Raw genomic sequence first — 20,889 nt, forward strand, 5'->3', positions numbered from 1 at the left:
TCACGCGAGGGGCGCGCTACGGCCTGGAGGGCCGCTCGGCTCGCGTGCGGCAGCCGCCGGAGGCGGGGTTCGCGTTTTCTGCGGCTGGGGGCCCCTCGTCGCGTACCGCTGAAGGGAATGGTCAGCCGCGCTCGATGAGGTGTCCCACGATCTGGGGGCCCATGATGACCGCGGCGCCGGAGCCGTCCCGCCTGGTGTCGGTGTCGGGGAGGTCGACCGGGTCGCCGGTGTTGCTGGCGCCCACAGGGCGAGGGCCGACCCAGGCGACGGCCAGGCGGGACTCGCCCTTGAGGAAGCGCTGGGCCCGGACGCCGCCGGTGGCACGGCCCTTCGCCGGGTACTGCGCGAACGGGGTGACCTTCACCTGGGTGCCGGTGGAGGTGACGACCATGGGCTCGCCGTGCTCGGTGTCGGCGGTGACCACGACGTTGAAGGAGATGACCTCGGCGTCGGCGGCCAGGCTGACGCCGGCCATGCCGCCGCCCTTGAGGCCCTGCGGGCGGACGAGCTTGGCCGGGAAGCGGAGCAGCGAGGCGTCCGAGGTGACGAAGACCAGGGACTCGTTGCCGTCGGCCAGCCAGGTCGCCTGAAGGACCTCGTCGCCGTCCTTGAGCGTGATGACCTCGAACTCGTCGGAGCGCACCGGCCACTCGGGAGCGCAGACCTTGACGATGCCCTGGCGGGTGCCCATGGCGATGCCGGGCGTGCCGTCGGTCAGCGGGGCCAGGCCGACGACGCGCTCACCGGGCTCGAGCGGCACAAGCTCGGAGGCGGACATGCCGCCGCGCACCGACACCGTGCCGGACTGCTCGGGGAGGACCGGCAGCGGGAGCACGTCGGTCTTGAACGCGCGGCCGCGGCTGGTGACCAGCAGGATGCGGCCTCGGGCCGTGGAGTGGATGACGGCGCGGACCGCGTCGTGCTTGACGCGGCCGGAGCGGCGGCGGGCCTCGGTGGCCTCCTCGCTCTCGGCGGCGGTGCGGGCGATCAGGCCCGTCGCGGAGAGGATCACCTGGCAGGGGTCGTCGGCCACCTCGAGCGGGCCGGCCGGAGCCGAGGCGGCGAGCACCTCCTTGAGGTCGCCGTCGATCAGCGTGGTGCGGCGGGCCGCGCCGAAATCGCGCGCCACCTCGGCCAGCTCGTCGGAGACGACCTGCTTGAGCACGTCCTCGTTGTCGAGGATGCGGGAGAGCTCGGCGATCTCCTCGCGCAGGCGTTCCTGCTCGGTCTCGAGCTCGATGCGATCGAAACGCGTGAGCCGCCGCAGCGGGGTGTCCAGAATGTACGTCGCCTGGATGTCGGACAGGCTGAACTCGCTCATCAGCGACGCCTTGGCGGCGGCCGCGTCGTCGCTGCCCCGGATGATCGCGACCACCCGGTCGATGTCGATCAGAGCGATGAGCAGGCCGTCGACCAGATGCAGGCGGTCCGCGCGCTTGGTGCGGCGGAACTGCGTGCGCCGGGTGACGACGTCGTACCGGTGCTGGACGAACACCTCCAGCAGCGCCTTGAGCCCGAGCGTCTGCGGCTGCCCGTCGACCAGCACCAGGTTGTTGATGCCGAACGACGACTCCAGCGGGGTCAGCCGGTAGAGGTCGGCCAGCAGGGCCTGCGGGTTGACGCCGACCTTGCACTCGATCACCAGGCGGATGCCGTGCTCACGGTCGGTGAGGTCCTTCACGTCGGCGATGCCCTGCAGCCGGGCCGCCTGCCGCTGCCCGCGCTTGGGGCCGGTGGTGATCGGCTTGCCCTTCACCTCGTCGGTGATCGCCTCGATGATCTTCTCGGTGCCGACGCCGTAGGGCAGCTCGGTCACCGTGATCGCCTGCCGGCCGCGACCGCCCTCGAGCGGCCCGGTCTGCGCCCGCGCCCGCATGCGCACCACGCCACGACCGGTCTCATAGGCGCGGCGCACCTCGTCGAGCCCGAGCAACTGGCCGCCGGTGGGCAGGTCGGGCCCGGGCACGAACCGCATGATCTCGTCGAGGTCGGCCTCCGGCTTGGTGATCAGGTGCCGGGCGGCCGCCACGACCTCGCCGAGGTTGTGCGGGATCATGTTCGTCGCCATGCCGACCGCGATGCCGGACGTGCCGTTGACCAGCAGGTTGGGGAAGGCGGCCGGCAACACCTTGGGCTCGACGTCGTCGCCGTCGTAGGTCGGCTTGAAGTCGACCGTGCCCTCGCCGAGCTCCCCGACCAGCAACATCGCCTCGCGCGACATCCTTGCTTCGGTGTAACGCGCCGCTGCCGGTCCATCGTCCGGGCTACCAAAATTGCCGTGCCCGTCAATTAAAGGGGCATTCAGCGAGAAATCCTGGGCCAAACGGACTAGAGCGTCATAAATGGCGACATCGCCGTGAGGATGGTATTTGCCCATGACGTCGCCGACAACTCGGGCAGATTTCACATATGCCCGTTCGGGGCGGTGGCCCTGCTCGGACATCGACCAGAGGATGCGGCGGTGGACGGGCTTGAGGCCGTCGCGGGCGTCGGGCAACGCGCGGGAGTGGATGACCGAGTACGCGTACTCGAGGTACGAGTCCTCGACCTCCGTCGTCAGCGGGTTGTCGATGACGCGGGCGCCGGCCTGGTCGAACGCGGACAGGTCGACGCGGCTTTCGGTGTTCTTACGGCGTGCCATGAAGCTGCGACCTCTCAGGCGTCGATCGTCTCTTGGTCGATGCGGCCCGCCGCCTCGATCAGCCAGTTCTTCCGCGGCTCGACCCGCTCGCCCATCAGCAGCTCGAGGGTGGCCTCGGCGCGTTCGGCGTCGTCGAGCGTGATGCGCCGGACGGTGCGGGTGGCCGGGTTCATCGTGGTTTCCCACAGCTCGTCGGCGTCCATCTCGCCGAGGCCCTTGAACCGGGGCACCGGTTTCTGCACCGATCTGCCGCCGCGCTCGAAGCGGGCGACGGTGGTTTCCATCTCCTGCTGCGTATACGTATAGATGGTCTCGGAGTTGCGCCCCTTGGTCACCACCTTGTGCAGCGGCGGCATGGCGGCGAAGAGCCGGCCCTCCTCGATCACCGGTCGCATGTATTTCGCGAAGAGGGTGATCAGCAGGGTGCGGATGTGCGAGCCGTCGACGTCGGCGTCCGCCATGATCATGATGCGGCCGTAGCGCAGCGCGCTCAGCTCGAAGGTGCGGCCGGAGCCGGCGCCGAGCACCTGCACGATCGCCGAGCACTCGGCGTTGTCGAGCACCTGCTGGAGGGACGCCTTCTGCACGTTGAGGATCTTGCCGCGGATGGGCAGCAGCGCTTGATATTCCGAGCTGCGGGCCATGCGGGCCGTGCCGAGCGCGCTGTCGCCCTCGACGATGTAGAGCTCGGAGCGGGCGATGCCGGTGGCGCGGCAGTCGACCAGCTTGGGCGGCATCGAGGCGCCCTCGAGCGCGGTCTTGCGGCGGGCGGCGTCTTTCTGCTGCTTCTGCGTCAGGCGCACGCGGGCGGCGTCGACCACCTTTTGCAGGACGGTGCGGGCCTCGGTCTTGGTGCGGCGGCCGTCGACCCACTCCTTGACGTAGGCCTCGACCAGCGCCTGGACCACCCGGGTGATGCCGGCCGTGGACAGCTCGTCTTTCGTCTGCGAGGTGAACTGCGGCTCGGGCACCCGGACGTGGATGACCGCGGTCATGCCCTCGAGCAGGTCGTCGAGGACCGGCGGGTCTTCCTTGGGGCGCAGCAGGCCGCGCGTGTTGCGGATCGCCTCGGTGAGCGACCGCACCAGGGCCCGCTCGAAGCCCTTGCGGTGGGTGCCGCCGTGCATGTTGCGGATCGTGTTGGTGAAGCACTCGATCGTGCGGTCGTACCCGGTGCCCCAGCGGAACGCGATCTCGATCTCGGCGCGGCGCTCGACGTTCGACTGCATGACGCCGTTGGCGTCGGCGGCGTTCTCCTTGTACGTCCCCTCGCCGGTGACCATGAGGATGCCGGAGACGGGCTTGTCGCCCGCGTGGGTGAGGAACTCGACCATGTCGGTGAGGCCGCGCGGGAAGTGGAAGGTCTCGGTGACCGGTTCCTCGGCCGTCTCGTCGCGCAGTGTGTACATCACGCCGGGGACCAGGAACGCCGTGTTGCGCAGCTTGGCCCGGACGGACTCGGCGTCGAGCCGGGCGCCGGTCTCGAAGTAGCGGGCGTCGTACCAGTACCGGATGGACGTGCCGCCGGGCTCGCCGCGTTTCATCTTGCGGACGACGCGCAGGCCCGACTCGGGATGAAAGCGTGCCGCCGGGCCGGGGCCGTCGAAGGCACCGGGAGCGCCGCGGTGGAAGGAGATCTCGTGGACCTTGCCGTCGCGCTTGATGGTCACGTCGAAGCGCAGCGACAGCGCGTTGACCGCGGAGGCGCCGACGCCGTGCAGGCCGCCGGAGGTCTTGTAGCCGGAGCCGCCGAACTTGCCGCCGGCGTGCAGGCGGGTGAGCACGAGCTCGACGCCGTTGAGGCCGGACTTGGCGTTGATGTCGGTGGGGATGCCACGGCCGTCGTCGTCGACCTGGACCGAGCCATCGGCGTGCAGGATCACGGCCACCTTGGTGGCGTGGCCGGCGACGCCCTCGTCGGTGGAGTTGTCGATGATCTCGTTGGCCAGGTGGTTGACGCCGCGGCTGTCGGTGGAGCCGATGTACATGCCCGGGCGTTTCCGGACGGCGTCAAGCCCCTCGAGGTGCGTGAGGTCGTCAGCCCCGTACAGGATTTCCGCGGTCACGAGGTGGCACTTCCCATCGGCCCTAGGTGTGGTCAATTCGCGGCGAGCCTACCGGGACCCTCCGACAGTTCTTCGGCACCGAGCCGAGGGGCCGTCACGAAGATCCCGGATAATAGCCGCGTATACCCCAGGTGGTGAGCCACGACACCCTTCTGAAGGGTGGACGCCGAGTGCCCCTACTCGGCGCCCACCCCGCAGAGCTGTCCCCCGGCCGGGACCCGCTGCGGCTGCAGCGCGCGCCACAGATCGAGCGGGTACGGCTTGCCGGCCACCCGCACCGGCGGCAGCTCCTGGTAGGCGATCAGCTCATCGGTGACCGCCTGGGTCGACGCGCACACCACGACGGTGTCGTGCGGCGCGTACGCCTGCAGCCGCGCGGCGGTCGACACCACGCTGCCGCTGACCATCCCGTGCCCGAACTCCCGGGCGGCCACGACATCGACGATCACATCGCCGGTCGCGAGCCCGACCCGGGTACGTACCGCGAACCTGCCGGCCAGGAGCTGCCCCCTCAACGCCTCCTGGACCGACAGGCCCGCCCGTACCGCCGAAGCGGCCGCCTCCGGCCCGAATCCCCCGGGCCCGGTGCCGAACACCGCCATGACCGCGTCCCCCACGTACTTCTCGACAACCCCGCCCGCGGTGCGCACCACATCGCACACCGTCGAGAAGTAGTCCCGCTGCAACGCGCGGACCACCGCACAGTCAAGATCATCCGTGAGCGAGGTGTAGCCCACGATGTCGATGAACAAAACCGTGACGGTCTGACGCCGCTCCTGCTCCGCCATAGCGATTGCGGTCATGTCTTCACTCCCCCAGATCACTTGCCCCGGGGAGAACGGTGCCAGCCGCCGTCCACTTCTGGATCGTCAGAACGACGTATCTCTGACAGCCGGGGCTCCCGTCATTTTTGTGACGCAGAACAGACCGAACCGACGACAACGTGCTAGGTCGATTCGCATTAGGCTGCCCAGCATGGCCAGCGACGAGGGGGACGACGGTCCGCTTGTCGGGCGCACCGACACGCTTGCCGATGTCCAGTCCGACCTGCGCAACGTCGGCCCGGGTGGCACGTCCGCGGTGTTCGTCACCGGCGAGAGCGGCGTCGGCAAGAGCCGACTGCTGCGCGAGACCGCCCGCGCGATGGGTGACGCGGGTTACTCCGTGCTGTCCGGGACCTGCCTCGACATCGGCGATGCGTCCCCTTTGCACCCCGTTCTTCAGGCCTTGCGGCAGTATGAGCCGGATCTTCAGCAGTGGGACCAGACGGCCGGCGCCGACGCGCTGCTCGACCGCGTCTCCCGCGAGCTGCGCACCGTGGCCGGCGACAAGCACCTCCTACTGGTCCTCGACGACCTGCAGTGGGCCGACCGTAGCACCCGCCAGCTGCTGCTCTACCTGCTCGCCGGTCTCGGCGGCATCCGCCTGTCGGTGCTGGCCGCGGTGCGTGCCGAGGCGCTGCACGGCGCCCACCCGCTGCGCCGCGTGCTGGCCGAGCTGCGCCGGCTGCGCTCGGTGAAGGTCGTCGACCTCGCCCCGCTCGACCGCGAGCAGACGTCCGAGCTGGTCAACGCGATCGCCGGCGACGGCATCGAGCCGGAGGACTCCGACCGCGTCTACAAGCGCTCCGGCGGTAACCCGTTCGTGGTCGAGGAGCTGGCCCGCGACCTGCGCGACGGCCGGGTGGAGCTGTCCGACACGCTGCGCGAGATCTTCCTGTCCCGGGTGGACGAGCTGCCGCCGCACGCGCACGCCGTGGTCCACGCGATCGCGGCCGGTGTCGAGCCGGTCGACCACACGATCCTGGCCAAGGTCACCAAGCTGGCCGAGGACGAGCTGCTCGAGGCGATCCGGGCCGCCGTGGCCCACCGGTTCGTGGCCAGCGCCGCCGACGGCTACCGCCTGCGCCACCGCCTGGTCGCCGAGATCCTCGAGACCGAGGTGCTGCCGGCCGAGGCCGCGGCGCTGCACCGCCGCTACGCGGAGGCGATGGAGGCGGCCGGCACTGTCGATCACGCCCGTCTCGCCCATCACTGGCAGAAGGCGGGCGAGCCGGCTCGCGCACTGCCGTCGGTGGTCGCGGCGGCGAGAAGCGCCGAGAAGTTGTACGGGTTCACCGAGGCGCATCGCTACTGGTCCCTGGCCCTCGACCTGACGACGGAAAGCGCACCGGAACGCACCGAGCTGCTGGCGCACGCGGCCGAGACGGCGCACCAGTGCGGCGAGCACCAGCGTGCCCTCGACCGGCTTTCCGAGCTGGCCCGGCGGCCCGACGCGCCGTCGGAGTGCGCCCTGCACCTGCTCCGCGCCCGGTACCTGGCCGCCGCGGGCCGGTCGGCGACCGCCGAGGTGGAGTACGAACTGGCCCTGCGCTCCCCCGACTGCACGCCGCAGCAGCGGGTCTCGGCGGCGGCCAACCTCGCCGAGCTGCTGCTGCATCTGGGCCGCTACGCGGACGCGTACGCGCGGGCGACCGAGGCGCTCGACCAGGCCGCCGGCAACGGCTCCACCCGAGATCTCGTACGCGCCAGCGCCGCGCTCGGCTTCAGCTCGGCGTTCCGCGAGGACCCCGACGCCGGGCTCGCCGTGATCCGGCACGCGGTCGAGATCGCCGAGCGCTCCGGTCACCCGGACGACCTCGGGGTGGCCTATCTGCACCTCGCCGAGCTGCTGGCCGGGCCGCTCAACAGCCCCGAGGAGGGCGTTCTGGTCGCCCGCCGGGGCGCGGAACGGCTGGCCTCGCTGGGCGCCGGACGTACGTATCAGACCCGGCTGCTCGCGATCGCCGGCAACGGCCTGTTCCGGATCGGCCAGTGGGCCGAGGCCGACGCCGTGCTCGAGACGGCCATGCGGCACCGGCCGTCCGGCGCCGACGCGGTCGAGCTGCTGCTGGCCCGCTGCCGCCTCTGGGTGGGTTTCGGCGACGTCGACGCCGCCCAGCGCGACCTCGACGCCGTGGCCACGCTGCTGGCCGGCGGCGGCGCGCGGCACGTGCTGCCGATGCTGACCCTGCGCGCCGGCCTCGCGATGTGGCAGGGCCGGCACGCCCAGGCCCGCGCCGCGGTCCAGCGTGGACTCACCGAGACCCGCTCCGACGACCTCGTGCTGCTCGGCGTGCTGGCCTGGCACGGCCTGCGGGCCGAGGCCGAGGCGCGCGCGGCCGGCGAGCCGGTCGACCCGGGCGCCATCCGCCGGCTCAAGACGGTCGTCGGCCGGATGGCCGAGGGCGTGGGCCGCGCCGCGACCCCGGTGCGCGCGGTCATCGACGGGTACATCGACCTCTGCAACGCCGAGATCAGCCGGGTCGAGGAGCGGCACGACCCCGACCCCTGGCAGCGTGCCGCGACCGCCTGGGACCGCCGCAACCAGCCCTATCCCGCCGCGTACGCCCGCCTGCGCCGGGCCGAGGCCGCGCTCACCCGCAAGTCCCGCAAGCCCGCCGCGGTGCTCGCGCTCCGGGAGGCGTACGCGACCACGACCGCGATGGGCGCCCGGCCCCTCACCGCCGAGATCGTCTCGACCGCGCAGCGGTTCCGCGTCCAGCTCGCCGACGACATCGACACGGTCGAGATGACCGTGCCCGGCGAGGACGACGGCCTGTCCGTGCTGACCCAGCGCGAGCGCGAGGTGCTGGCCGCGGTCGCCGAGGGTCTGACCAACCGGGAGATCGGCGAGCGGCTGTTCATCAGCGAGCGCACGGTCGGCGTGCACGTCGGACACATCTTCGACAAGCTCCAGGTACGTACGCGGGTGCAGGCGAGCCGGGTCTACCTGACCGCGGCGTGACCTTTTCGTTATCTGCGTACGCGGAATACGTCGTTCTACCGATCCCTACGTAGGCCACCGGTGCAAGGCTTCCCGTACGGGGGAGCACCGCCCGGCGGCTACCGTCGCCGGGCGGTGCTGGGGGCCCTCCGAGTGAAGATGCGCCTGGAGGAACCGATGACTCAGTCGGTCTGGGGCCCGGTGCGGCAGGAGATGTCCGACCTGCTGCAGTCGCACCCCGACGACGTGCCCGCCGTGGTCGATCAGCTGACGAAGCTGCAGGACATCCTCGGCCGCGTACCACCGCTGCTGCAGGAGAACCCGCTCTGCGACTTCAACAAGCTGTACTTGACGATCACCGAGAGCGTGCTGGAACGCCTGTACGGCGGTAAGTTCGCCGACCCCGCGTTCCTCTCCCGGCTGGACGTCGAGTTCGCGGCCCGATACTTCGACGCCCTGCGCGCCTGGGCCGGGCCGGACGAGAGTCCGCGCTGCCCGCGCGTCTGGGCCGGGCTGTTCCAGCGAATACCCGGCCCCGACTGCCGCCCGCTGCCGGCCGCCTGCGCCGGGGTGAACGCGCACATCAACTTCGACCTGCCGTTCGCGCTGGTGACCACGTTCGACCACCTGGGCTCCGACCCGATAGACGACAGCGACCAGCACCACGACTACCTGCAGATCAACGAGATCTTCGCGGAGGCCATCCCGGGCCTGCGCCGGGGCTACCTCGACAAGTGGCAGCTGCTCATCGACACGATGAACGGCCGCCTCGACGACTGGTGGCAGGGCGAGGCGGTGGATTACACGCGCAACGTCGCCTGGCGCAACGCCCAGAAACTGTGGGGCATGCGGCATGACATGTCGGCCACCGACAAGGAGCGCGCCCACCTCGACCGGATCGCGTCCGACCTGGGCAAGTTGCTGCTCAGCCCGCTGGGCGAGTTCCTGCAGTAGGCATTACTGGTACGCCGAGGCCCGTCCCGGGGGAGACGGGCCTCGGCCGTGCCCCCTACTTGACGGCGATCAGGCGGGCGCTGGTCACGTCGCCGTCCCTGGTGCCGGCGACGCCGATCTCCTCGCCGGTCTTCAGCGCCGACTTCTCGACCGTCTTCTTGTCCTGCACGATGCGCAGCTTGTCGCCGTACGCCCAGGTCAGGGTGAAGCCGTCGGTCGACTTGACGGTGAGCCTGTCGCCGGCGACGGCCGTGACCTGCCCACGCTGGACGACGATCGTCTTCGCGCCCTGCTTCTTGGTCTGGATCGTGACCTCGCCGTGCAGGGTGTTCCGGCGCAGGTACTTGCGCAGCTGCTTGCGCGGGGCGTCGCCGGTGCCGTCGGAGGCGCTCGGCGACGGGTTGTCGGCCAGGCCGGTGTCGAAGCCGACCTGCTGCAGCGCGATCGCCTCGTCCGCGACGTCGGCGGAGACGGCCGGAGAGGATGCCCCGCAACCGGCGAGAGCGACGGAGACCAAGCCGGTGATGCCGAGGGCCAGAAGGGTTCGTCTCATGGCGGGAATGCTGCCGCCTGCACACAAAGCTCGGGTCAGGGCAATGTTCGGGAAGGGTAAGGAAGTTCCACCGTGAACATCGCGCCGCCCTCGGGCGCGTGCCCGGCGCTGATCCGGCCGCCGAGCCGGGCCACCAGCCGGGCGGCCAGAGCCAGGCCGAGCCCGCTGCCGACCTTGCGGATGCCCCGGTAACGGCGGTTCAGCGCGCCGCGCTCGAACGCCACCCGCAGGTCGTCGTCGGTGAAGCCCGGTCCGCCGTCGCGCACCTCGATGACCGCGGCGTGCTCGGCGGCGTGCACGGCCAGCACCAGCGGCGCGCCGGCCGGCACGACCCGCAGCGCGTTCTCGCACAGGCCGTCGATCACCTGCCGGATCCGGCCGGGATCGGTCTCGACCACGAGCGGCGTCGTGGGCAACTGCACCCGCAAGAGCGGCCCGTCGGGGGCGCAGCGGGCCGCCCACGCGTCCGCCGCCGCGCGCACCAGCTCGACGACGTCGACCGGGACCACGTCGAGCGGCAGGTCGGCGGCCTCCAGTCGGGACAGCACCAGCAGGTCGGAGATGAGGCGGTCCAGGCGGTCGGCCTCGGCCAGCATCGTCGCTCCGGCCTTGACGGCGCCGTCCTCGGCCACGACGCCGTCCGCCAAGGCCTCCGCGTACCCCCGAATGGTGGCCAATGGCGTGCGGAGCTCATGCGAGACCGACAAGAGGAAGTCCCGCTCACGTCCCTCGCTGATCTGCAATGCGGTAGCGAGCTGGTTGATCGCGTCGGCGAGGTCGGCGGCCTCGGCCGGACCGCGCCGCGGGATGCGCACCGACCTGTCGCCGGCGGTGAGATGGGCGGCCGCGCCGGCGGCCAGCCGGATCGGGCGCGCGATGAAGCGCGCCAGCAGTGCGCCGGCCAGGATGCCGCCGGCGAGACCGGCGAGCATCGCGATCCAGATGCTGCCGAGTACGCGCCCGGCCGTCCCGGTGGCGACCGGGCGGGTGAGGATGACGCCGCTGCGCTGCCCGCTCAGCGGCTGGCCGACGATGAACGAGGGGCGGCCGTCGACCGGGGACCGGGTGTTGACCTGCAGGCCGGCGGCGACCTGCTGCACCACCCGCGGCGGCAGGCCGGACCGGTCGACCTGGCCCCGGCGTACGAGATAGACCTCGACGTCCTCGCCGCGCAGGTCCATGACGATCCGCTCGCGGGCGGCCTGCTTCTCGGTGGTCAGCAGCTCCACGGCGATCTTGCTCTGCTCGACGAGCTCGGCGCGGATCTGGGTGTTCACCGAGCGGATCGCGACCGGCACCGCGACCAGCGCCGTCACGATCACGGCGACCACCGCGGTCGCGGCCGTGACCAGCACGACGCGGCCGGTCAGGGTGCGGAAGAAGTCACGCATCGGCGGTGTAACCGACGCCGCGCACGGTACGGATCAACGACGCCGCCCCGCCGAGTTTCGCGCGCACCTGGGCGACATGGACATCGACCGTACGCGTCCCGGCCGCGGAAGCGTAGCCCCAGACGCTCGCGAGCAACTCTTCCCGCGTGAACACCCGGCCCGGGCGACCGAGGAGATGCCCGAGCAGGTCGAACTCGGTCGGGGTGAGGCTCAGGAGCTCGCCGTGCACGTGGACCTGGCGGCGGCCGGGATCCAGCGTGACCGGGCCCAGGGTGCGTACCCGCTGGCCGTCGCCGGGCGGGCCGGCGGCGCGGCGCAGCAGGGTCTTGACGCGGGTGACCAGCTCGCGGGGGCTGAACGGCTTGGTGACGTAGTCGTCGCCGCCCATCTCGAGGCCCAGGATGCGGTCGACCTCGTCGTCGCGGGCGGTGAGGAAGATGACCGGCGTCCAATCACCGTCGGCGCGCATCCGTCGGACGATCTCGGTGCCCTCCAATCCCGGGAGCGCGATGTCCAGGATGCAGGCCACGGGGCGCAGCCGTCTGGCGGCCGCCAGGCCGGCGGTGCCGTCGTGCTCTACGTGTACGCCGAAGCCGTCCCTGGTCAGATAGAGCCGCACCAGGTCGGCTATAGGGCGCTCGTCCTCTACGACTAGGACTAGGCCCTTGGCGGGGACGTCGGTCACGGGTCCATCATGCCGGGCAGCGGTCGTTGTCAGTGTTCGGGCAACGTAAGGGGTCAGAGCTCGGGGGGTTCGTCGGGGGTTTCGCGGAGTTCTACTCGTTCGGCCCAGATCACGACCTGACCTTCTGTCAGGCTGATGGTTTTGGCTTTGCTGGGGAAGTCCAGGCCTCGGGCTTCTAGTAGCTCTCCGGTTTTTTCAGGTCGGCGTTGAACTGGGTCATGAAGGTCATCATGTCTTGGATCCATTCGGGGGTGCGCTTGGCCATCATGGTGTCTGCGTGCGTTTTAAGACCGCGGGGCTCCGCCCCACACCCCGGCCTCGGCTCGGAGATCAAGCCTGGCGGTTTGCTTGCGGTGGGTGGGGTGATCTCCTCGCGACGGCTGCCTTCAGGGGATCGCAAGAGTGGGTGGGCTGCAAACAAAACCCGTTTGCGTCCCACCCACTCTTGCGATTTGGCTGGGCTGCCGACGCGAGATCACCCCCGGGTCGGCCTGGGCGGCATTCGCCGCCACATCAGAACCTGGCTTCCGCCGGCTCGGCTCACAGATCTTGTGGAGCTTCTGTTCGTGGCTAACAGGAAGTCGACGGGCTTTCGTGCGCATTGCTCGATCTTGTGGAGTACGTGTTCGCCACGGACAGAAAGTCTTCACCGTTGCGTGGTGGGCACGCTGAGCGGTGGGGAGGGGCCCGGGCTTGGTGGGCGCGCTGGGTGCGGCGGGCGCGCGGGCCCTGGGTGGGTGGGCATGGCCGGCGGCGAGGGTGCTGGCCGCCGGCCATGCTGGTTGGAGAGCGCTCTCCAAACCAATCGTCACGATGGCTGGGAAGACTGCAGGTGTCAATAGGAGTGTCGGGTTTGCGTGGGTTGCGGCGGTGGGGCGGGCAGGGAGAGCGGGAAAGTATTGACATGGCGGAAAGGCGGGCGTAACACTTCGCGCAATGACGGAGAGCGCTTTCCCCGAGCGCCGCCGATCTATCCCCGGGAGTTACAAGTGAAGACGGCTTCCTCGTTGCCGCGCCATGTCTGGCGGCGGCTCATCCCCCTCGTCGTCATGGCGATCGTTGTCGCCTACGTCGCGGTCGTGCAGCTGGGCGCGCACGCCGCGGACACCCTGCTCTCGCAGGGTAAGCCCACCACGGCCTCGTCTCAGGAGGGCGCTGACGTCGGGGCGGCCAACGCTACCGACGGCAACGCCGGGACCCGGTGGTCGAGCCAGTTCAGCGATCCGCAGTGGATCCGGGTCGACCTGGGTGCCACCGCGACCGTCACCTCCGTGGTCCTGCAGTGGGAGAGCGCTTACGGCAAGGCGTACCAGATCCAGACCTCGCCGGACGGGAACACCTGGACCAGCATCTACTCGACCACCACCGGGGCGGGCGGCACCGAGACCCTCACCGTGAGTGGCTCGGGGCGGTACGTGCGGATGTACGGCACGCAGCGTCCGGGCGGGTATGGCTACTCGCTGTTCGAGTTCAAGGTGTACGGATCGATCGGGTCCACTCCTACGGCCTGCGGCACCACCAACGCCGCGCAGGGGCGGACCACCACGGCCTCGTCGCAGGAGGGTGCGGACGTCGCGGCGGCCAACGCTACCGACGGGAACGCCGGCACGCGCTGGTCCAGCCAGTTCAGCGACCCGCAGTGGATCGCCGTGGACCTCGGCTCGAGCCAGTCGATCTGCCAGGTCGTCCTGCAGTGGGAGAGCGCATACGGCAAGGCGTACCAGATCCAGACCTCGCCGGACGGCAACGCCTGGACCAGCATCTACTCGACCACGACCGGCGCGGGCGGAACCGAGACCCTCACCGTGAGTGGCACCGGGCGGTATGTGCGGATGTACGGCACGCAGCGTCCGGGCGGGTACGGCTACTCGCTGTACGAGTTCAAGATCTTCACGGGCGGGACCGGCGGGCCGACCACGACGCCCACGACGCCGCCGACCACGACGCCGACCCAGGATCCGGGCAACTACACGACGATCTGGTCGGACACCTTCGACGGCGCGGCCAACACGTCGCCGTCGGGCGCCAACTGGCTGCTGCGGACCGGCACGTCCTACCCGGGCGGCGCCGCGAACTGGGGCACCGGTGAGGTCGAGACCGCGTCGGCGAGCACGGCGAACGTCTACCTCGACGGCGGCGGCAAGCTGAACGTCAGGGCGATCCGCGACGGAGCCGGCAACTGGACCTCCGGCCGGCTCGAGACGCAGCGCACCGACTTCGAGCCGCTCGCCGGCACGATGACGAAGTTCAGTGCGGTCCTCAAGCAGCCGGACGTGGCGAACGGGCTCGGGTACTGGCCGGGATTCCGGGCGACCGGCGCGGCGTACCGCGGCAACTACAACAACTGGCCGGGCGTCGGCGAGACCGACATCATGACCGACGTCAACGGACGCAGCCAGCTGTCGCAGACCCTGCACTGCGGCACCGCGCCGGACGGACCGTGCGCGGAGTACAACGGCCGCCAGTCGGGGCTGGCCAGCTGTGCCGGCTGCCAGACCGGCTTCCACGAGTACTCGCAGGTGATCGACCGGACCAAGACCGACGAGGAGATCCGGTTCTACCTGGACGGCCGGCAGACCTGGGTCGTGCGGGAGTCGCAGGTCGGGGTCACGGCCTGGAACGCGGCCGTGCACCACGGCTTCTTCCTCCGCTTCGACCTGGGGATCGGCGGCTCGCTGCCGAACGCGATCGCCGGGCGCACCACCCCGACCGCCGACACCACCTCGGGCGGGATCCTCAGCGTCGACTCGGTCACCGTGTCGCGTTCACCTGGCAGCACCCCGGCCGCGATGACCGACCCGGCCACTCCGGGCGGGCCCAGCGTGGTGAAGGTGACCGGCACGCAGGGCAACTGGCAGCTCCAGGTCAACGGCGCCGCGTACCGGCTGAAGGGTTTGACCTATGGTCCGCCGCAGGCGGCGGCCGACGGCTACATGCGCGACCTGAAGAACATGGGCGTCAACACGATCCGGATCTGGGGAGTGGACGACGCCAACACGCCGACACTGCTGAACCGGGCCGCTCAGCAGGGCATCAAGGTGGTCGTCGGACACTGGCTCAACCAGGGCGCCGACTACGTGAACGACACCGCGTACATGAACTCGGTGAAGACCGAGATCGTGAACCGGGTCAATACCCTGAAGAACAACCCGGGCGTGCTGATGTGGGACGTCGGCAACGAGGTCATCCTCACGATGCAGGACCACGGGCTGTCCGCGGCGGACGTCGAGGCGCGGCGGGTCGGGTACGCGAAGTTCGTGAACCAGCTCGCGCAGGCGATCCACGCGGCCGACCCGAACCACCCGGTCACGTCGACGGACGCCTATACCGGCGCCTGGCCGTACTACAAGCAGTACGCGCCCGACCTGGACCTGCTCGCCGTCAACTCGTACGGCGCGATCGGCAACGTCTACAACGACTGGGTGGCCGGCGGCTACACCAAGCCGTACATCGTCACCGAGGCCGGGCCGTCCGGCGAGTGGGAGGTGCCCAACGACGTGAACGGGGTCCCGACCGAGCCGACCGACGTGCAGAAGCGCGACGGGTACGCGAACAGCGTCAGCACCATCAACGCGCACCCGGGGGTGGCTCTGGGCGTGACCGAGTTCCACTACGGACTCGAGAACGACTTCGGAGGCGTCTGGCTGAACACCTTCACCGGCGGCTGGCGGCGACTCGGCTACTACGCCCTGTCCCAGGCCTATTCGGGACAGGCGCCGGCCAATACGCCGCCGGTCATCTCCTCGATGTCGGTGTCGAACCAGACGGCGGTCCCGGCCGGCGGCACGTTCACGGTCAACGTGGGCGCGAGCGACCCGAACGGCGATCTCATCCGCTACAACCTGATGTATTCCAACAAATACATCACCGGCGGGACTGGTCTGACCAACGTCACCTTCACCGACAACGGGAACGGGTCGTTCACCGCCAAGGCGCCCGACCAACTCGGTGTCTGGAAGGTCTACGTCTACGCGTACGACGGGCAGGGCAACGTCGGCATCGAGCAGAAGTCGATCAGGGTGGTCCCACCGACCGTTCCGGGGACCAACCTGTCGAAGGGTAGGACCACCACGGCGTCGACCTACCAGCCGACCGGCACGAACGGCCCGCAGCTGCCGCAGTACGCGACCGACGGCGACTACGGCACCCGCTGGGCGAGCGAGTGGGTCGACACGGCGTGGCTGCAGGTCGACCTCGGCTCGTCGCAGTCGTTCAACCACGTGCAGCTGGCGTGGGAGGCGGCGTACGCGACGGGCTACCAGGTGCAGACCTCCACCGACGGGTCGAACTGGACGACCATCTACTCGACGACCAGCGGGGACGGCGGCTTCGACGAGCTCAACGTCTCCGGCACCGGCCGGTATGTCCGAGTAAATGGGACAAGTCGGGCGACTGCCTACGGGTATTCGCTCTGGGAGTTCGGCGTCTACCGCAGCTGATCTCCGAAATGGGGGCGCCCCTCGTGGGGAAGGGGCGCCCCCACACTAGAAATGAAGCGTGCGGGAAATAGCGTGCGACGAATCCGGGTACGAGGGCGAGAAACTCATCGGCTCGACCACCCGGTATTTCGCGCACGCCTCCGTCCTGGTGCCCGATCCGCGGGCGATCCTGACCGAGCTGCGCGACCGCGTCCGCTCCCCCGCCACCCAGTACAAGGCCAATCACCTCCTGCGCGAGAAGCACCGGGCGACGCTGGTGTGGTTCCTCGGCGAAAATGGCCCGGTGCACGGCCGCGGCCATGTGTTCCTGCTGGACAAGGCGGCATTCGTCCGAGACGTTTTCGCCGAGCACATCGGTCTGCCGTTCCCCGGCGAGCAGCGGGCCAACGACCTGCTGCGGGTCAAAAGCCCGCCCACCGAGCCGGGGAAACCGCACGACCGCGTCGCGCGCTTCCGCGCCTGGCTCGCCGAGGACCCGGTCGGCCGATCCGTTCTCGACCCGCTCGTTCCCGCGATCGTCGCGGCCGTGAAGCATTGGGGCCCGGTCGACATCGCCCACGACCGGCAGACCCAGTTGCCGCCGCGCCGCATCGAGATCCTGCGGGAGCGCTGCCCGCTGCAGGGCATCCGGTTCCTCGACGCGACCGGCCACCCCGAAATTCAGATCGCGGACATTCTCGCCGGAACGGTACGCGCGATCACCGAGGCGGGCGATCCGGCGCTGCGACGCCTTCTGCCGCCGTACCTGGCGGCCTAGTCTGCGCAGAGACAGCAGAATGAGGAGGTCAGCATGGACAAGGTCGTCCACTTCGAGGTGCCGTTCGACGACGGCGAGCGGGCCACGACGTTCTACCGCGAGGCGTTCGGCTGGCGGCTCGACTCGATGCCGCAGTACCAGTACACGATGGTCGGCACCACCGAGACCGACGAGCAGGGCCGGCCCAGCGAGCCCGGCGCGATCAACGGCGGCATGCTTCACCGGCAGGGTCCGATCACCGCGCCGGTCATCACGATCGGCGTCGACGACCTCGACGAGTCGCTCGCCCGGATCGAGAAGCTCGGCGGGAAGGTCGCGATCGGCCGGCAGCCGGTCGGCACGATGGGATTCAGCGCCTATTTCCACGACACCGAGGGGAACCTCATCGGCCTCTGGCAAAACGCGTGAGTATGTTACATCGATGCGCGTGATGGTCTGGAACGTATGGTGGCGCTTCGGCGGGAACTGGCGTGAACGCGAGGAAAGCATTCACGCCACCCTCGAGGCGTACCGTCCTGACGTCCTCGGCCTGATCGAGAGCTGGTCGGGCGAGGGCACCGACCAACCGCACCGCCTGGCGGCCCCCGGCGGCATGTTCGCCGCTTGGGCGCCGTCCTCCGATCCCCCGATCTCGTACGGCGAGCAACCCGGCGTCGCGTGCGGCATCGGGCTGCTCAGTCGCTGGCCCATCCTCGTCATCGAGGCCCACGAACTCCCGAACGAGCAGCACGGCGGGCCCGTCCCCACGGCGCTGCTGGCCACCCTCGACCATCCCCGCGGACCGCTGCACGTCATCGTGTCCGGCTCGGAACCGGACGATCGGTACCCCGAGGACCGTCTCGCCCAATGCCGGACACTGGCCGCGATCGCCACCGATCGGCGCCTGGACGGGCCGCTGCCCGTACTGCTGCTGGCCGATCTGAACGCGAGCACCGATCAGCCTCCGCTCGCTCCCCTGCTGGAGGCGATGGTCGACACCTGGTCGGCGGCCGGCGCGGATCCCGGCGCGGTCACGTTCGACTCGAGCCTCCCCTACGCCGACCACAAGTCGCCGCACCTGGACGACCGGCGGATCGACCACGTCTTCGCCCGCCCCGGCCGGGCCGGCCTGCACCTGCCCGTGCACGGCGCCTTCCTGGCCGGCGACCGCCCGTTCGGCGGGGTCTATCCCTCCGACCATTACGCGGTGGGCGTCGACCTGGAGCCGTGACTTTTTCGCACGCCGAGTCTCCGCAACTGCGATGCAACCCGGCCGATAGACGCGGCAACGTATTCGCAACCCAGCAAAGGGGGACGACTGATGGCGATCAGCGGAATCAGCACCGGTGCCCGCTCGCAGCTCCTGCGGTGCCAAGCGCGGCTCGACGCGGACGTCTCAGCGCGGGACTCCGCGGCTCGCGCGGTCGACCAGGACGCCCTGGCGGTGGCCAAGGCGCAGCAGGCCGCCCGGCGCGAGCTGCAGAGCCGCTCCGCGAAGGGAACCGTCTTCGACCTGACGGTCTGACGGTCTTTCCTCGCGCGAGTCTCAATGGAAAACCTTGAGGCCGACGACGCCGGCGACCACGAGGAGCAGGCAGATCAGGCGGGGGAGGGTGGCCGGCTCACCGAGCGCGGCCATCCCGACCAGCGCCGTGCCGACCGCGCCGATGCCGACCCACACCACGTAACCGGTGCCGACCGGGACGCTGCGGAGCGCATAGGCGAGGCCGGCCATGCTGAGCGCCAGCGACACCAGGAACGTGATGCTCGGGATCGGGCGGCTGAAGCCGGCGCTGCGATCGAGGGCGATGGCCCAGACGGTCTCCATGAGCCCGGACACGATGAGCACGGCCCATGCCATGACGAGTCACCTCTTCGGCGGTCGTCTTGTCAGAGCCGGGTACGACGCGCACTCGTCCGGGATGTCCGCCACTGCGGCATCGGTGCCCATGCTAGCAATCCGTGTCGGCCCCGCCACGCATTTGTGCCCGCCGCCACCATCGCCGGGAAAGGCCGGCGGGAGAGCGCTCTACCATCGTTACGAGAGTGTTGCCATTCACCAATATCGAATCGTTGACAGGGCATGACCGGAAAAGTCAGACTCTGCGCGTGAAACTGTTTGCCCGCGTCCTGCTTGTCGGCCTCCTCCTGGGCCTCGCGGGCTGCAACAACGCGCCGCCGGAGCAGATCCCCTCGCCGGTCGCGACCGCGGCGAGCCAGTTCGGCGGCACCGACCTCGCCTGGATCGAGATCAACATCGCGATGGACGAGCAGCTCCTTCCCCTGCTCGACCTCGTGCCCCAGCGCAGCGGCAGCCCCGACGTGCAGGCGGTGGCGCTGCAGGTCAAGGCATTCACCGAGGCCGAGCTCAGCACCCTGCGCGCGCTGCACGACCAGGCCGGCCTCCCCGCGGTCAACCCGCACGAGGGCATGGAGATGCCCGGCATGGTGACGCCGCAGCAGGTCACCGACGCGCAGGCGCTGACCGGAAAGAACTTCGACAGCACCGTCCTCAAGGCGATCCAGGCACACCTCGAGCAGAGTCAGAACCTGGCCGGCAGCGAGGACAAATCGGGGGTCGAGCCGCAGACGCGCGCATTGGCCCTTCAGGTGTTGCGCACGCGGGACGCCGCATTGTCGACCATCAAAAGCCTTTCCTAGATTGCGTACGCAATGAGCGTCGTCCTCAAATAGTCGCGCCGTTCCCATTCACCGCGTTCTCGGCGCGGGAAGCGGCCAGCCCGCCCAGTAAATGGGTCAGTCCGAAGCCGAACTCGTCGCCGAGCGGACGCTGTCCCACGGTCGCGAGGACCCGCGCCACGTCCGGGTAGCGGCCCCGGTCGATCGCACTGTTCGCCTCCTCGCGCGTGAGCTCGTGCGCCGCCGACTGCATGGCGAACCCGAGCGTGAACCGCCCGAGGGTCGCCACGGTGAGCGCCGCCTCGTCGGGCGAGAAGCCGTCGCGCAGCAGCACCCCGAGAATCCGCTCGCGGAACGCGATGGCGTTCGGCCCGGCCGGGAACTGCTCGACGAGCAGGCCGGCCACCCGCCGGTGCTCGGTCAGCGTGGTGAACACAGCGGTGAAGCCGTCCCGGAGCACAACCTGCCACTCCCCGCCTTCGTCGGGAAGGCGCGCGCCGCCGAGCATCCGGTCGATGACCAGGCCGATCAACTCGGCGCGGCCGCTGACGTGCCGGTACAGCGTGGCCGTGCTCGCGCCGAGCCGGTCGGCCAGCGCGCGCAGCGTCAACGCGTCCGCGCCGTGCTCGTCGACGATCGCGAGGGCGGTGTCGACGATCCGCTCCCGCGGGATCGGGGGCCGGCCGGGCTTGCGTCGTTCGGGGCTGGTCATTGCCTGCTTTTTACACCCTCGCGGTGCGGGAACAGCAGCTGACTCGTCATCGGGGCGACGTGGCCGTCGGGGCGTACGAGGATCGTGGCGTCCCCGCGGATGCCGTAGATGCGCCGGAACTGCTCGTTCCGCTCGCCGTCGAGCTCGACGACCTCGACGCGGGCGCCCCCCGCGGGCCACTCGATGCGCCGCACGGCCTCCACCGCCGGGGCGCCGATCGCGATGGTCGTGAAATGCGGTCCACGGAAGGCGTCGAAGAGGGTCCCCGCCCGGTCGTCCGCCCGCACGATCGGCGAGTCCGGGGCGC

16 protein-coding genes and 1 riboswitch are annotated in these 20,889 nt (G+C 70.1%); of the genes, 8 read left to right on the top strand and 8 right to left on the bottom strand.

Going from position 1 to position 20,889, the window contains the following annotated elements; all coding sequences use genetic code 11:
* Positions 1-121 precede the first annotated feature (121 nt).
* The 3 genes from A3CQ_RS0130150 to A3CQ_RS0130160 all read right to left on the bottom strand — a co-directional run bounded on the left by A3CQ_RS0130150 (position 122) and on the right by A3CQ_RS0130160 (position 5,510).
* The gene (locus A3CQ_RS0130150; protein ID WP_020514682.1) at positions 122-2,641 is read right to left on the bottom strand and encodes a DNA gyrase/topoisomerase IV subunit A; all 2,520 of its coding nucleotides are present in this window, start codon (positions 2,639-2,641) and stop codon (positions 122-124) included.
* Between the two features lie 14 nt (positions 2,642-2,655).
* Positions 2,656-4,707 carry a DNA gyrase/topoisomerase IV subunit B gene (locus A3CQ_RS0130155; RefSeq protein ID WP_020514683.1) on the bottom strand — a complete coding sequence of 684 codons (2,052 nt, stop codon included), beginning with the start codon at positions 4,705-4,707 and terminating at the stop codon, positions 2,656-2,658.
* 176 nt (positions 4,708-4,883) lie between these two features.
* Positions 4,884-5,510 (bottom strand): adenylate/guanylate cyclase domain-containing protein, encoded by a 627-nt coding sequence (locus tag A3CQ_RS0130160; RefSeq protein ID WP_051115404.1) that lies wholly within the window; start codon positions 5,508-5,510, stop codon positions 4,884-4,886.
* 172 nt (positions 5,511-5,682) lie between these two features.
* Here A3CQ_RS0130160 and A3CQ_RS0130165 point away from each other — a divergent pair, with 172 nt between their 5' ends.
* Together A3CQ_RS0130165 and A3CQ_RS0130170 are read left to right on the top strand one after the other, a co-directional pair.
* Complete coding sequence (locus A3CQ_RS0130165; protein WP_020514685.1) at positions 5,683-8,493, top strand: ATP-binding protein; 2,811 nt, start codon at positions 5,683-5,685, stop codon at positions 8,491-8,493.
* Between the two features lie 156 nt (positions 8,494-8,649).
* Positions 8,650-9,426, top strand: a complete 777-nt coding sequence (locus A3CQ_RS0130170) for a DUF5995 family protein (RefSeq protein ID WP_026206347.1) — start codon at positions 8,650-8,652, stop codon at positions 9,424-9,426.
* A 55-nt stretch (positions 9,427-9,481) separates the two neighbouring features.
* On the opposite strand, the gene A3CQ_RS0130175 is transcribed toward A3CQ_RS0130170, so the two are convergent.
* Genes A3CQ_RS0130175 through A3CQ_RS0130185 form a run of 3 tightly spaced genes read right to left on the bottom strand, consistent with a single transcriptional unit; the run spans position 9,482 to position 12,055 of the window.
* Positions 9,482-9,979 carry a hypothetical protein gene (locus A3CQ_RS0130175; RefSeq protein WP_020514687.1) on the bottom strand — a complete coding sequence of 166 codons (498 nt, stop codon included), beginning with the start codon at positions 9,977-9,979 and terminating at the stop codon, positions 9,482-9,484.
* A gap of 35 nt (positions 9,980-10,014) precedes the next feature.
* Positions 10,015-11,370 carry a HAMP domain-containing sensor histidine kinase gene (locus tag A3CQ_RS0130180; protein ID WP_020514688.1) on the bottom strand — a complete coding sequence of 452 codons (1,356 nt, stop codon included), beginning with the start codon at positions 11,368-11,370 and terminating at the stop codon, positions 10,015-10,017.
* Positions 11,363-12,055: a response regulator transcription factor gene (locus A3CQ_RS0130185; RefSeq protein WP_026206348.1), complete on the bottom strand. Its 693-nt coding sequence runs from the start codon at positions 12,053-12,055 to the stop codon at positions 11,363-11,365. The genes A3CQ_RS0130180 and A3CQ_RS0130185 overlap by 8 nt, the downstream gene beginning before the upstream one ends.
* Positions 12,056-13,104: 1,049 nt before the next feature.
* Here A3CQ_RS0130185 and A3CQ_RS0130200 point away from each other — a divergent pair.
* The 5 genes from A3CQ_RS0130200 (at position 13,105) to A3CQ_RS0130220 (ending at position 18,755) form a co-directional block, all read left to right on the top strand.
* Positions 13,105-16,494 (top strand): discoidin domain-containing protein, encoded by a 3,390-nt coding sequence (locus A3CQ_RS0130200; RefSeq protein WP_157296587.1) that lies wholly within the window; start codon positions 13,105-13,107, stop codon positions 16,492-16,494.
* Between the two features lie 58 nt (positions 16,495-16,552).
* Positions 16,553-17,251, top strand: a complete 699-nt coding sequence (locus tag A3CQ_RS54560) for a DUF3800 domain-containing protein (RefSeq protein WP_020514693.1) — start codon at positions 16,553-16,555, stop codon at positions 17,249-17,251.
* Between the two features lie 33 nt (positions 17,252-17,284).
* Positions 17,285-17,659 carry a VOC family protein gene (locus tag A3CQ_RS0130210; protein ID WP_020514694.1) on the top strand — a complete coding sequence of 125 codons (375 nt, stop codon included), beginning with the start codon at positions 17,285-17,287 and terminating at the stop codon, positions 17,657-17,659.
* Between the two features lie 13 nt (positions 17,660-17,672).
* On the top strand, positions 17,673-18,461 hold the full coding sequence (locus A3CQ_RS57795) for an endonuclease/exonuclease/phosphatase family protein (protein ID WP_084699292.1): 789 nt from the start codon (positions 17,673-17,675) through the stop codon (positions 18,459-18,461).
* 90 nt (positions 18,462-18,551) lie between these two features.
* Positions 18,552-18,755 (top strand): hypothetical protein, encoded by a 204-nt coding sequence (locus tag A3CQ_RS0130220; RefSeq protein WP_020514696.1) that lies wholly within the window; start codon positions 18,552-18,554, stop codon positions 18,753-18,755.
* A 21-nt stretch (positions 18,756-18,776) separates the two neighbouring features.
* Here the strand turns inward: A3CQ_RS0130220 and A3CQ_RS0130225 are convergent, their stop codons facing one another.
* Positions 18,777-19,091 (bottom strand): DMT family transporter, encoded by a 315-nt coding sequence (locus tag A3CQ_RS0130225; RefSeq protein WP_020514697.1) that lies wholly within the window; start codon positions 19,089-19,091, stop codon positions 18,777-18,779.
* A 14-nt stretch (positions 19,092-19,105) separates the two neighbouring features.
* Positions 19,106-19,174: riboswitch (guanidine-III (ykkC-III) riboswitch) on the bottom strand.
* Positions 19,175-19,339: 165 nt separating this feature from the next.
* Here A3CQ_RS0130225 and A3CQ_RS57800 point away from each other — a divergent pair.
* Positions 19,340-19,891 carry a DUF305 domain-containing protein gene (locus A3CQ_RS57800; RefSeq protein ID WP_020514698.1) on the top strand — a complete coding sequence of 184 codons (552 nt, stop codon included), beginning with the start codon at positions 19,340-19,342 and terminating at the stop codon, positions 19,889-19,891.
* Positions 19,892-19,916: 25 nt separating this feature from the next.
* On the opposite strand, the gene A3CQ_RS54575 is transcribed toward A3CQ_RS57800, so the two are convergent.
* Positions 19,917-20,582 carry a TetR/AcrR family transcriptional regulator C-terminal domain-containing protein gene (locus tag A3CQ_RS54575; protein WP_020514699.1) on the bottom strand — a complete coding sequence of 222 codons (666 nt, stop codon included), beginning with the start codon at positions 20,580-20,582 and terminating at the stop codon, positions 19,917-19,919.
* Between the last annotated feature and the right edge of the window lie 307 nt (positions 20,583-20,889).

This window comes from Paractinoplanes globisporus DSM 43857 (assembly GCF_000379645.1).
In the GTDB taxonomy this organism is placed as follows: Bacteria; Actinomycetota; Actinomycetes; order Mycobacteriales; family Micromonosporaceae; genus Actinoplanes; species Actinoplanes globisporus.

What these genes read in the sequence shown, in the direction of transcription:
- A3CQ_RS0130150 (WP_020514682.1), bottom strand. Translation starts at nt 2,641, where the DNA reads ATGGCACGCCGTAAGAACACCGAAAGCCGCGTCGACCTGTCCGCGTTC.
- A3CQ_RS0130160 (WP_051115404.1), bottom strand. Translation starts at nt 5,510, where the DNA reads ATGACCGCAATCGCTATGGCGGAGCAGGAGCGGCGTCAGACCGTCACG.
- A3CQ_RS0130165 (WP_020514685.1), top strand. Translation starts at nt 5,683, where the DNA reads ATGGCCAGCGACGAGGGGGACGACGGTCCGCTTGTCGGGCGCACCGAC.
- A3CQ_RS0130170 (WP_026206347.1), top strand. Translation starts at nt 8,650, where the DNA reads ATGACTCAGTCGGTCTGGGGCCCGGTGCGGCAGGAGATGTCCGACCTG.
- A3CQ_RS0130175 (WP_020514687.1), bottom strand. Translation starts at nt 9,979, where the DNA reads ATGAGACGAACCCTTCTGGCCCTCGGCATCACCGGCTTGGTCTCCGTC.
- A3CQ_RS0130180 (WP_020514688.1), bottom strand. Translation starts at nt 11,370, where the DNA reads ATGCGTGACTTCTTCCGCACCCTGACCGGCCGCGTCGTGCTGGTCACG.
- A3CQ_RS0130200 (WP_157296587.1), top strand. Translation starts at nt 13,105, where the DNA reads ATGGCGATCGTTGTCGCCTACGTCGCGGTCGTGCAGCTGGGCGCGCAC.
- A3CQ_RS0130210 (WP_020514694.1), top strand. Translation starts at nt 17,285, where the DNA reads ATGGACAAGGTCGTCCACTTCGAGGTGCCGTTCGACGACGGCGAGCGG.
- A3CQ_RS57795 (WP_084699292.1), top strand. Translation starts at nt 17,673, where the DNA reads ATGCGCGTGATGGTCTGGAACGTATGGTGGCGCTTCGGCGGGAACTGG.
- A3CQ_RS0130220 (WP_020514696.1), top strand. Translation starts at nt 18,552, where the DNA reads ATGGCGATCAGCGGAATCAGCACCGGTGCCCGCTCGCAGCTCCTGCGG.
- A3CQ_RS0130225 (WP_020514697.1), bottom strand. Translation starts at nt 19,091, where the DNA reads ATGGCATGGGCCGTGCTCATCGTGTCCGGGCTCATGGAGACCGTCTGG.
- A3CQ_RS54575 (WP_020514699.1), bottom strand. Translation starts at nt 20,582, where the DNA reads ATGACCAGCCCCGAACGACGCAAGCCCGGCCGGCCCCCGATCCCGCGG.